At 42.3% G+C, this 12612-nt stretch carries 7 protein-coding genes and 1 other RNA gene; all 8 read left to right on the top strand.

The features are described 5' to 3' along the window. The first annotated feature begins 234 nt into the window (after positions 1–234). The 8 genes from ACRRU2_RS13860 to ACRRU2_RS13825 all read left to right on the top strand — a co-directional run bounded on the left by ACRRU2_RS13860 (position 235) and on the right by ACRRU2_RS13825 (position 12446). Positions 235–927 carry a copper homeostasis protein CutC gene (locus tag ACRRU2_RS13860; protein WP_432502447.1) on the top strand — a complete coding sequence of 231 codons (693 nt, stop codon included), beginning with the start codon at positions 235–237 and terminating at the stop codon, positions 925–927. A 176-nt stretch (positions 928–1103) separates the two neighbouring features. After that, on the top strand, positions 1104–1340 hold the full coding sequence (secG, locus tag ACRRU2_RS13855; RefSeq protein WP_331702742.1) for a preprotein translocase subunit SecG: 237 nt from the start codon (positions 1104–1106) through the stop codon (positions 1338–1340). A gap of 189 nt (positions 1341–1529) precedes the next feature. Continuing rightward, complete coding sequence (rnr, locus tag ACRRU2_RS13850; protein ID WP_432502444.1) at positions 1530–4370, top strand: ribonuclease R; 2841 nt, start codon at positions 1530–1532, stop codon at positions 4368–4370. A gap of 296 nt (positions 4371–4666) precedes the next feature. Further along, positions 4667–4867 (top strand): cold-shock protein, encoded by a 201-nt coding sequence (locus tag ACRRU2_RS13845; protein WP_331702740.1) that lies wholly within the window; start codon positions 4667–4669, stop codon positions 4865–4867. Positions 4868–5185: 318 nt separating this feature from the next. Further along, positions 5186–5668, top strand: coding sequence for an SsrA-binding protein SmpB (gene smpB, locus ACRRU2_RS13840; protein ID WP_432502442.1), 483 nt, complete (start codon positions 5186–5188; stop codon positions 5666–5668). Positions 5669–5915: 247 nt separating this feature from the next. Continuing rightward, positions 5916–6281: a transfer-messenger RNA gene (gene ssrA / locus ACRRU2_RS13835) on the top strand. A gap of 332 nt (positions 6282–6613) precedes the next feature. After that, positions 6614–8923: a helix-turn-helix domain-containing protein gene (locus tag ACRRU2_RS13830; protein WP_432502440.1), complete on the top strand. Its 2310-nt coding sequence runs from the start codon at positions 6614–6616 to the stop codon at positions 8921–8923. 208 nt (positions 8924–9131) lie between these two features. Next, positions 9132–12446: a DUF4838 domain-containing protein gene (locus ACRRU2_RS13825; protein WP_432502437.1), complete on the top strand. Its 3315-nt coding sequence runs from the start codon at positions 9132–9134 to the stop codon at positions 12444–12446. Positions 12447–12612 lie beyond the last annotated feature (166 nt).

Raw genomic sequence — 12612 nt, 5'->3', positions numbered from 1 at the left:
GAGGACCACCCCTTCTATTGCTTGTTGCAACTATCTACAATGAATCGACAAAGTGCTGTTATTGGTGATATAAAGCTTCTGAGCTTCGTTAAAACTTTAGAGAGCACGATTCCGGCTTAAAAGTTATGAAAAATTGCTCCTAGCTTAACGTTCTTGTGAAAATAGAAAATCGAATCGGGTGATGCCAGACAATTAGCTGACGGCTAACATAATGCAATCAAGGAGGTTTATGAAATGATACTTGAAGTTATAGCAACAACGATTGATGATATTGCTGTCGCTTCGGCAAGCTCTGCAGACCGCATTGAATTAGTAAGCGGCATAGCAGAGGGAGGCTTGACGCCTAGTATTGGTCTGGTAGAAGCAGCGGTAGCCACATCTAAAATACCGGTATACGTTATGATTCGCCCGCATAGCCAGTCTTTCACATATTCTGAGGCGGATATCACTCTTATGATCAGAGATATTGAAGCTGTAAAAGCATGCGGTGCTCCTGGGATCGTTATTGGCTCCAACAATTCCAATCGGCAGATCGATATTCAATCGCTTGAAAGATTGCTGAAAGCTGCAGATGGGCTAGATGTGACGTATCACCGCGCTTTTGATGAGCTGGTGGATCAGTTCGAAGGCTTGAAAGTGCTGGCCCAGTACCCTGCGATTAGCCGAATACTAACCTCTGGCGGTGCTGATAAAGCAATCGACAGCATGGAGCACTTAAAAAGATTACAGCAAAGGGCAGTGGAGCTTGGATTACATCTTCAGGGCGGCAGCGGATTATCGGTTGAAAATACGGAGCAATTCTTACGGGAAACAGGCATCGGCCAGGTCCATTACGGTTCTGCTGTCCGCGTAGATTCAAGTTTTTCAAAGCCGATGGATCCAAATCGCATTTATGCCATTCGTCAAATATTAAAGCCTTTCGAGTAACTGTGTTATTAAGCGTGTCGATTAAATAGAGAAGTAAAGGCACTACAATCAGGTTTGATTTCGGACTGCAGCTGCGTTCCAATTTTAGATTTTACTCGTCCTATTGTAATGTGTTGACAACTATGATAAAATCATCTTATGTGTTTTTCGGAGCGCCTATGTTGGAGGTGGAATCAATGGATGTATTTTTGAAGATTTTGCTTGTCATATTTGCGATCGGACTTATCGCTGTTGTATTGCTGCAAAAGGGTAAAAGTGCAGGATTGTCTGGAGCGATTACTGGCGGTGCAGAGCATTTGTTCGGTAAGCAAAAAGCACGCGGTTTGGACTTGTTCTTACAACGTTTAACTGTTGTATTAGCAGCTGGATTTTTCGTGCTGGCGCTGGTCGTATCGTATTTCGTAAATCAATAATCTACATCGAATTTTAAAAGACGGGGGATTTCCCCGTCTTTTTTGTTTATATTAATTTAGAGGAGCATCCACTCTTCACAGAATCAGATTATTATGTTAAAAACGGATGCAAAACATCGCATTCGTGTATACTACATAATATATGGAAATCTATTGGTTGGAACCAATACACGAGGAGAACATGTAATCATGGATAATCATGAACAAAGCATTTTGCAATTTATGCGAGAAATTGCTTATAAACCGATGACCTATCAAGAGCTGGAAGCACATTTTGGCATTGATGATGCCATTGAATTCAAGAAGTTTTTAAAAACATTGAATAAGCTTGAACAAGAGGGCGCTATTTTGCGCACTCGCAATGACCGCTACGGCGTGCCAGAGCGCATGAACCTGCTGCGGGGCAAATTGCAAGCACATGCCAAAGGCTTTGCCTTTCTTATTCCAGATGAGAAGGATCACCCTGATGTATACCTTCATGCTAATGATCTGAAAACCGCTATGAACGGTGATATTGTTCTGGTGCGTATTACTGCCAAAAGCCCTGGGGGCGGACGGATGGAGGGCGAGGTTGTACGGATTGTACAGCGCGCTGTTACCCAAATAGTAGGTACATTTGAGAATTTTGATACGTACGCTTTTGTATCCCCTGATGATAAACGTATCAACCGCGATATTTTTATTCCTAAGGAGGGCTTCAAGGGAGCAGTTACCGGACAAAAGGTTGTTGTACGCATCGTGCACTACCCGGAAGGCAGAGCTGCGGCAGAAGGAGAAATTATTGAAATATTAGGTCATAAAAATGACCCTGGCGTAGATATTTTATCTATTGTAAGAAAGCATCAGCTGCCAGAAGGATTTTCGGATGAGGTTATGGCGGAGGCAATTGCTGCGCCTGAATATATAACTGAAGAGGAAATTACAAGCCAAGGGCGCAGAGATTTGCGCAACGAGGTTATCGTCACGATTGATGGCGCAGATGCAAAGGATTTGGATGATGCAGTTCAAGTGAAGCGTCTTGAAAATGGCAATTACTTGCTCGGCGTACATATCGCTGATGTCGGGTATTATGTACGGGAGCGCTCTGAGCTTGATCAGGAAGCCTATCGCAGAGGCTGCAGCGTCTACTTGGTCGATCGTGTTATTCCGATGCTGCCGCATCGTTTGTCTAATGGGATTTGCTCGCTCAATCCTAAGGTCGATCGTTTAACGCTTTCGTGTGAAATGGAATTTGATGCGAAAACCTTTAAACGAGTTCGTCATGATATTTTTACAAGCGTTATTCGTACAACCGAGCGCATGACTTATTCTGATGTTCGAAAGATTCTTACCGCTACCGAGGAAGAACCCGAGCTTGAACTGAAAGAGCGCTATGCAAATTTGTTAGATATGTTTGATTTGATGGAGAAGCTGGCAATGAAGCTTCGCTCCAAGCGCATGAAGCGCGGCGCCATCGATTTTGATTTTCAAGAATCGAAAATTATAGTCGACGAAGAAGGCAAAGCAATTGATATTGTCAAACGCGAGCGCTCTGTAGCTGAACAGATTATCGAGGAGTTTATGCTGGCCGCTAATGAGACAGTTGCCGAACATTTCCATTGGTTGCGCATGCCTTTCTTATACCGTATCCACGAGGATCCGGATCAAGAGAAGCTAATGACCTTTATGCAGTTCGCGTCTAATTTCGGTTACGTTGTAAAGGGAAAAGGCAATTCTGTTCATCCGCGTGCACTGCAAAGCTTGCTGGCTGAAATTGAAGGCACAAAGGAAGCTACCGTCATTTCTACGATGATGCTTCGCTCCATGAAGCAGGCCAAGTATGATGCTGAGAGTCTCGGACACTTTGGTTTGGCTGCAGAGTTCTATACACATTTTACATCGCCAATTCGACGTTATCCGGATCTCGTTATCCACCGCATTATTCGAGAAGTAATCGCTGGCGGCGGTTCGTTGTCAGAGGTTAGATTTGATGCTCTCAAAGGCCGCATGTCGGACATTGCTCAGCATTCGTCAGAGCGTGAACGAGTGGCTACTGAGGCGGAGCGGGATACAGAGAAGCTGAAAAAATGCGAATATATGCTGGATAAAGTGGGCGAAGAATTTACTGGCATTATTAGCAGTGTGACAAGTTTCGGCATGTTTGTCGAATTGGATAACACAGTCGAAGGATTAATTAGACTAAGCGATTTAACAGACGATTACTATCATTTCCATGAGCAGCATATGGTCTTGATCGGTGAGCGCACATCGAAGGTATATCGTATTGGCGATGAAGTGAAAATACGCGTGGCCAGAGTCGATATGGATGAGCATAATATAGATTTTGAAATGGTTGATATGAAGCAGCGCGGCGAATATAAAGGTATCGCAGACGCAGGCTTTGGAGCGTATGGAGGAGGGGGCCGCCGGGGTTACGCAAAAAGAGATTCCGAAAAGCGAGGCTCATCTAGAAGAGCAGAAGGCTCCCCAGCAACAAGCTTCACCTCTTTGCGTACTCGTAACTCCGCTGATGGCGGCGGTCGAGCCACGGGCCGCTCAAAGCGTTCTGGCGACACTATAGACCGTACGGCGACGGGCCGCAGAGGCAAACGACCTAGTAACGGCGTAAAAGAAGGAAACGACAATCCTTGGATGACTGAACATCAAGCTGGAAAAGCAGCTGACCGCAAAACTGGAAAATCCAGCGGAGCACCTCGATCTGAACACAAACATTCCGACTCTGCAGCAAGCAGCGATGTTCGTACCGATATGTGGGGTCTTCCGATTCGCGATACTGACCAGCATTCGCATAGTCGAGACAGCGACAACAAAAAGGCGTTTTGGCAGGATAAAGGCATTAAAGCGAACCAAAAAAAGAAACACAATGACGATGTGAAGCTCCATATTATAAAAGGTGCTGGCAAAACCAAAAATGACCTTCGCGTTGAGTCAGAAATCGGGAGCATAGCTGAAGGTTTAAAAAAGAGGAAACAAAAAAAGAAAAAAAGCAATAATGCAACAGCCGCATTTGTTCGCAAAAAGCGAAAATAATTTCCAGTTAGCTAACAGCACCCCTTAATGAAAAGACATTGTAAAGAGAACGAGAACCCTTGCTGCTATGTCCTTTAGGGGTGCGAACGCTGTCGATTTATTTGGAAAAATATATTTGAGTTGTTACTTGCATTTTGCTTGCGGGTATAGTACACTCAAAGCAATCAATGATATGAACCTGCATTCACATATTGAAAAGGGTATCATTACAAATCATGAACCCTTTCCAATGTGTGAATTTTTTGTTTGATAGACGAAACAGGCGCATATTAATACATTTTATGGAGGTTTTCCACATGCAACAAGGTACAGTTAAATGGTTCAACGCTGAGAAAGGTTTCGGCTTCATCGAGGTTGAAGGCGGCAACGATGTATTCGTACACTTCTCCGCTATCACTGGCGAAGGCTTCAAAACTCTTGAAGAAGGCCAACGTGTTGAGTTCAACGTAGTTGAAGGCAACCGCGGACCACAAGCTGAGAACGTTGTAAAGCTATAATAGCTTAACAATCGTTTGGGGAAGCCGCCCTTACCTTATGGTGATGGCGGCTTTTTTTATGTATAATTGGAAGCTATTTTTTAAAATATTAGAATAAGTATAAGTTTTCATCTCATATCTGTCTGTTTCTATATTTCATCGGTAAACGCGCCTGTCCAAAGGGCGGCGGAGCCGTTTATCCTTGGAGTGATAACAAATATTTTGAGCAAGCACATGGATTATTGATTTTGATAAAAAGAGTTGTTACAATAAATACCTACAGGCTGCAGTAATGGTCTTGACCAAAGCCGTGCACAATTGAAAGAACGAGGTGACAACATGGGTAGCAAGAAAAGCGATGGCAAACAGCTCGCCCAGAATAAGAAAGCTTCCCATGATTATTTCATTGAGGAAACTTTCGAGGCAGGCATGGTGTTAAAGGGGACAGAGATCAAGTCTTTGCGCAATGGTCGTGCTAATATAAGCGATGCTTTTGCTACGATTCGTAATGGTGAAATCTTTATTCATAACATGCATATCAGCCCATTTGAGCAAGGCAATATTCATAACCCTTCTGATCCAACGCGTGCGCGCAAGCTATTGCTGCATAAGGCGCAAATTCACAAATTGCTCGGTCAATCCAAGCAAGAGGGCTACTCCATCGTGCCATTGAAGATTTACATTCGCAATGGCTATGCGAAGCTGCTAATCGGACTTGGTAAAGGCAAGAAGCAGTTTGACAAACGCGAGGCGGCTGCCAAGCGGGATGCACAGCGCGATATCCAGCGCATTTTGCGTGAGAAGCAGAAAGTTATACGTTAGTTTTCCTCAGTTGGCAATAAGAAGTGTGCACAAATTGAGTGAATTCATGTTATACTAAGAAAGTAGCAACACCGCACCTACAACAGTGCGAAGCATATAATGACAAGTTCAATTGGAACATGTCGTGCATCGTCTAAGCGTTATCGGCATATACTAAATGTTAGACATTAGATATACGCGAGCCGCTTTTAATCCTAATGCTTCATATGAGCTAAACATTGGCTGGACCAATGCTTTATGCCTATATGGGGGCGTTCTTGGATTCGACGGGGATAGTACGAGCGCGAGCCAGCGGGTAGCAGGGAGTCGTCTGCTTCATCAACGCTAAAGCCAATTAAACGGCAAACAACAAAACAACTTCGCATTAGCAGCTTAATAACCTGTTAGCGAGCTCCTACCCTGCATCGCCCATGTGCCGGAATAGGGGCCCAACTTTAGTGGGATACGCCGATTGGTCTCCGCCTGGGGTCAACGGAAGAAGATAATCAGGCTGACCTAAAGAGTACCGCGTTGCAGGGGGCCTCCTTAGGTGACATCAAAACTGCAGCTACACCCGTAGAAAGCCGTGTGGCGTGATCTTCGGACAGGGGTTCAACTCCCCTCGCCTCCACCATCATTAACCCTGACCGCATGAGGTCGGGGTTTTTGTTTTTGCTTGAATTTATACACAGATTGTAGACATAAGAATTTAGTGGAGCAGATTTTTAATGAGATGAAATAAATGGGTGTACGTTGGAAGAACATAATACTTTCCTCGAAAGAGGATCGGGTTAGTTTTCCACCGGTTGTTTTTGTGTAGTAAATAATGGGAATATCATGTAAAATGTATTGAAAACGGAAGCGAAAATAATTATGATGTAAGCGATTACATATTAAAGAGAATTGATGATTTGCAAAGACGTTGATTTCATATAGATGTCTTTTCAACTTAGGGAGGGTGAATATATGAAATTGCTAAAGCGATTTAACACAGTGCTCTATAAAATGTTTTTATCTTATGCGGTTCTGATCGTATTGACTACTTTTATTATCGGAATGACCTCCTATTTGTTCTTTACTAGCAATTTTAATCGAGAAGTAGAAAAGCTTCATATGGGATCGTTAAATCATACAAGTGAAATGATGGATCATAATGTTTTTCGTAAGGTGGAAAGTATTTATATGGAGCTAGCAATGAATAAGGAAGTTAATTTTTTATTTGACCATCCAATCGAAGGAAATCAAGCAAAAGTTCCAGAAATAAAGAAGAAACTTGAGCACATGGCTACTTTATATCCAGATTTGGTAGAGTCTATTTCCGTTTATTATGAAAATCATCAAGCAATACTTTCTTCACGTGGCGGAATAACTTATTTGAATGAGGTGGTTAATAACAACGTTGCTAATACTAATTGGATCGCTATGATGGAGCAATCAGGTAGTTCTATGCTTTGGATGGGAAAGCAGTATGGGGATGAACAGCAAAATAATAAGTCGATTACATATGCGCGTGCTTATCCATTTATTTTGAAGAAAGGTAATATTCAAGGATATATCGCCATTCATACAAAGGATAATATCATATATGATTTGATTCGGTCTTCATCCGCTGAAGGTGAGGTTTTGCAATTTATCGTAGATCAATCTGGACAGCTGATATCGACAGAGGATGCCAATAATGTATCCACTTTTGAAAATAATAAAGAATTAATCGATGCTGTCACCCGCTCTAGCGAGCAATCAGGTATTTTTAGAGAAAAAAATAACAATATTCGTTCTGTTGTATCATATTCAACTTTAGCTACAACAGGCTGGAAACTTATTCAAATAACTCCTGTCGAGGAATATTATAAACGTTCAGCTATTATTCAAAGGACATTAATTATTATCTGTCTAATAGCGATTATGGTGGGGATCGGAGTATCGAGATTGTTTATAGCTAATCTTTACAATCCGTTGAAGAAAGTAGTTCATTCCATTCGAAGCCTATTCGGCCTATCGCTGCATCCAACGGAAAAAACGCTTAATGAATACATCTTAATCAATCAAGCGATAAGTAATTTATCAGAAAAGATGGTAAAACTGGAAGCCACAGTAGAAGACAATTTACCGCTAATTAAACATCATCTAATTTTTGGATTGCTGCATAAAACAATTAGCTCGGATGTAGAGTTGAAGGAAAAAATAAAGTATTTGCAGCTAAAGATGACAGCTCCTTATTATCGTGTTATCGTCATTGCACTAGATGAACACCAACTGAATGGACTAAGTATTGAAAACAAGCAAATCATAATATACAACTTAATTCGTGAAATAGAAAACTGGAATGAACAGCGAACATCATGTCATGCCATTTCTACATCAGATAAACATATTGCAGTTATTTTAAACTCTGATGATCTAGCGGAAGATGCGGTATTTCATATCGTACAATACTGGTTTGATTTTGCGTCGCGTCACTTTATGGTACAACCTACCGCTGCAACAGGCAGCAAGACGACAGAACCAATGCAGCTTCATCAATCGTATGAAGAGGCACAGAAGTATTTGGAATACAAATATTTTATGCCAGAGGTTAATTGGTTTCCGGATTCCATCTATCGTACAAGGGAACTAAGTAGGGAAGAGATTACTGATCTGCAATTCGAGCCATTAATCAATGGATTGAAAAATAACGATATGGAGGCAGTGCGTCAAGCAACGATATCTTTTATCGAAATACTTCGCCATGGAGAATATGCAGTAGAGCATTGTCATGAGCGCTGGCGGAGTTTTGTTGCAGTGTACCATAAATATGTGAAGGATATCCATTTGGATTCAAAAGATATTATTCAAGGTCACTACTTGGAGCGTTTTTATGAAGTGAAAAATATTGAGCAGTTTGAGCAGTGGCTTTTGGAAGTGATCGAGTTAACGTTTCAATATATGGTTCAACGCAGTCAGAATAAATCGATGGAAATTGTCAGCAGAGCAAAGGAATACTTATCTAATCATTCCTCGAGTAGTTTAAGCTTAAGTGAGGTCGCGGAGCAAGTAGGGGTTAGCCCAGGTTATTTGAGTCAATTATTTAAGGAAGAAGTGGGAGTTAACTATGTTGATTATGTGACCAAGTTACGGTTAGAGAAGGCAGCAGAGTATATTATAGGTACACAACTTACAATCGATCAAATCTCGCAGCAAGTTGGCTACAATAGCCCTACTTATTTTATAAGAAAGTTTAAAGAAGCTTACGGGGTTACCCCGAAGGTATACCGCTACAATCATTCTTACGAGTAAATCGATACCCATAGATTGGACACTTTGAAAAAGATGTTCAGACTATGGGTATTTTTGTTGGTTAGTTCGATGTTTGTTGAATATGAGAGGCTTCTATCATGAAAAAGTTCGATTATCGAAAATTTTATGATTGAATGATAAAACAAATATGCTTATCTTGAGTATTGAAAACGCTTACTATAACGGATAGTTGAAAGGAGATTTGCATATGAAAAACAGTCATGTACGTCCATTCTGTATCATGCTTTTGGTTTGTCTCTTTGCCATGACTCCGATCCTAGGGCTTACTCCATCAGTTGAAGCAAGTCAAACAGATGAAGAGAATGAGGTGCGGGATATCGCTGAACCGTCATTTGAAGGTCTACTGCAACTTATTGAGCAGCTTGAAACAGAAGGCGCATTTAAGAATCGTGGCGCGTCTCAATCATTAAAAGCGCAGTTACAAACCGTCATCCGATTTAAGCAGAGAGGGGACTTGGAGCAGGCTCAACATCATTTCGAGAAGTTCCAGTCTACACTAGACAAACGTTTCGAGCAAGGCTCGATATCGATGGAAGGATACGAGCGGTTAGAGGCTTATATGGATGCGATTGTGAATCCGGCTCCGCCTGAGGAAGAGCTTACTATTGTCAATCAAGGGCAATCCAATGCCGTCATTATTGTTGAAGATGACGCGGCACCAGAAGCTTTGGAGGCAGCCGCTGCCCTTGAAGGATATATCAAGAAAGCGACAGGTGCTACCATACCAGTCATGACAGCAAATGATTTCTCGTTGCAAGAAAATGACTTTACAGGCCAAACACGCATTAATGTAGATCACTATACCGCCAAAGAAGCAAGTCATATTGAAACTGCACTAGAGGGACTTGATGATCAAGGGTTTGTCATTCGCCCGCATGAAGATACGATTACGATTATAGGTCCTACCGCTTTTGGAACGCGCAACGGGGCATATGACTTTTTGGAGCGTTATGCGGACATACGTTGGCTTATGCCTGGTCCTGAAGGGGTGGACATTCCACAGTCTGCAGACCTGCTTGTGCCAATGATCGAAGTGATTGAAGATCCGGTTTTTGCACATCGTTTGATCAGTGCAGGATTGGATAGTGATGAGTGGTGGAAGGCTAATAAACTTCAGCTCGGTACAGCCCGAACGGTTCGTTTCCAAGAAAATTTATATACTTTGTTTCCGCCTGAAAAATTTCTAGCAACCCATCCTGAATTTTATCCGGTTGGCAGTAATCCCAAACCAGGCGATAAATATTCGTATCAACCATGCTTCACTGCAGCAGGCAGTGTAGACGCAGCTGTCCAAGGAATTATCGATTATTTTGCTGCAAACCCAACCGCCACCTCATTTTCGCTAGGAATTAACGATAATATAAACTTTTGCGAAACGGATCCCAATCATCCTTACTATCCTGGAGTCCTAAATTCTATTGGCTTTGTTAATATGTCGGAAATTTACTATGCATGGGTTAATGAAGTGGTTGAGCAGGTTTTAGAAGTTTATCCAGATAAATGGTTTGGTTTACTTGCTTATTATAACGTTATGGATCCTCCTTCTTTCCCAGTGCATCCGCGCGTCGTTCCTTTTATTACGAAGGATCGTATGGCATGGATGGATGATGATATTCGCGCCGCAGGTCACCAACAAATGGAGGATTGGCAAGCGAAAGCGGAGCAAATCGGTTGGTATGACTATATGTACGGCACGCTGTATGTATTGCCGCGGGTGTATCCTCATCTGATGGCAGAAACTCTCCAGTATGCTGCGCAGAATAACGTATACGGTCACTATAATGAAATGTACCATAATGCAGGAGATGGGCCCAAAGCGTGGCTTAACGCCAAACTTATGTGGAATCCCGATCAAGATGTCGATGTTCTTTTACAAGAATGGTATGAACGGACGGTAGGTCCGGAAGCTGCCGAGGATTTGGCGGCCTTGTATGATTATTGGGAGGATATTTGGACCGACCGTATGCAACAATCAGCTTGGTTCATACGCAACAAAGACAGCACGTATCTCAGATTTGAGGAACAAGACTATGTAGAGATGATTACGAAAGCGGACTTTGACATAAGTATGCCACTGATCGAATCAGTCGTAGCAAAAGCAGGAACGAGTTTGCAAAAATCACGGGCTAATAAATTGCTCAGCATGTTTAAATATTATGAAGCGTCAGCGTTAAGTTATTCGAAAGATATTGACCCTATCGAAGATGAGGTCACCGCACTTGCGGTATTGGATAATATCGAGGCGAACCTCGCTGATCGTGTAGAATACGGCAGTCAACGTGATCCGCTTTGGTTAGCGTTCTCTAATGATCCTATATTGCGATTCCGGACAAACCATTGGTATCAATGGTTTGGTTATAATCGTACGGAGTTTTGGAATGTAGTGAATTACTTGCGAAATAATGAGCCTAATGGCGGAACGGTAACTAATAGCGTAATTGATCTAGCAAGTAATGACGATTCATCTGCTGTCGGCATGTTTGCCAATATGCTACGCGGGGTGAATGAAAGGTCGCTTGTCTCTTATACAACTAATTCTTCCTTTGAAGAGGGAAGCTCAGCAGCATCGCCATGGATGTATTGGAACCCGAATGGAACAGCTAATATTGGACGCGTTACAGATGTAGCGCATACTGGATCTGCCAGTTTATTAGTTGGAAATGCTACCCATCGAGCCGGTGCCTACCAAATATTTGACGTACAATCTGGTCTTACGGCAGCAGAAGTGTATTATTACTCACCTCCAGGTACCGATCGTGGAGGGGTGCGGCTAGTTGCCACTTTGCAAGGGGCAAATGGAAAAACGCTTGGCGATATTATTTCGCCGACGATGCCATTAGCAGATACGGCAGGTGAATGGGCTTCGGTTAGCTTGTTCGAATGGATTCCTGCATCTATAAGGGGAGAAACAGTGAAAAAAGTGCTGCTCAATGCCCAAGTATGGGAAGCGGCTGGAACACAAGTCTATTTGGACAATGTCCATTTCTATGTCATGGAATCTGCTGTGGATAACAGCATTGTGCTGACGCAAAACGGCTCCTTCGAACAAGGAGATGAAAGTGCAGTTCTCCCTTGGAAATTTTGGAACGATTTATCGATTGGAACGATGAAGCGCACAGAGGATATGGCGCGTACAGGAGAAGCAAGTTTGCAGGTTTCCGGTCTTGAGCGAGGTGGCATATTCCAACATGTGGAAAGTGTAGGGGGCGATGAATTATTAGCACGGTTATATTTCTATACAGCGCAAGGCAGCGAAACGACAGGTGACATTAGCATTGTGATGCATGCGTTAGCGCAAAATTATGAGCGGCTGCAAACATTTAATTCCGTAAAAATTCCGTTATCTGCAGGCTTAGGGGAATGGACGCCCGTTGAATTACAAGTGACTGTGCCTGCTACTATAAATGGAAAATCAGTTGCTCGCTTCCAAGTTATTGCGACAATTGATAAAGCTCAAGATGCGGTAATCTATATTGATGACTTCGATGTTTATAAGAAGTAGTTTTAGAAAGTATCAACAGGTCGTGGTTATATTCCGTATCTGCGACCTGTTTTATAAGATATTTCGATGTTTGTTGTACTTTAGTAGCTGTTTTATTGAAAAAGTTCGACGATCGAAAATTTTATGATTGAATGAAAAATCCCTTATGGTTATGGTGAAAACACAA

This window comes from Paenibacillus sp. GXUN7292 (assembly GCF_050864975.1).
Lineage (GTDB): Bacteria > Bacillota > Bacilli > Paenibacillales > Paenibacillaceae > Pristimantibacillus.
The sequence above is the reverse complement of the archived record's forward strand: the minus strand, read 5'-3'. Positions and strand labels throughout refer to the sequence as shown.

Coding starts and splice junctions, on each gene's coding strand:
- ACRRU2_RS13860 (WP_432502447.1), top strand. CDS start 235: ATGATACTTGAAGTTATAGCAACAACGATTGATGATATTGCTGTCGCT.
- secG (WP_331702742.1), top strand. CDS start 1,104: ATGGATGTATTTTTGAAGATTTTGCTTGTCATATTTGCGATCGGACTT.
- rnr (WP_432502444.1), top strand. CDS start 1,530: ATGGATAATCATGAACAAAGCATTTTGCAATTTATGCGAGAAATTGCT.
- ACRRU2_RS13845 (WP_331702740.1), top strand. CDS start 4,667: ATGCAACAAGGTACAGTTAAATGGTTCAACGCTGAGAAAGGTTTCGGC.
- smpB (WP_432502442.1), top strand. CDS start 5,186: ATGGGTAGCAAGAAAAGCGATGGCAAACAGCTCGCCCAGAATAAGAAA.
- ACRRU2_RS13830 (WP_432502440.1), top strand. CDS start 6,614: ATGAAATTGCTAAAGCGATTTAACACAGTGCTCTATAAAATGTTTTTA.
- ACRRU2_RS13825 (WP_432502437.1), top strand. CDS start 9,132: ATGAAAAACAGTCATGTACGTCCATTCTGTATCATGCTTTTGGTTTGT.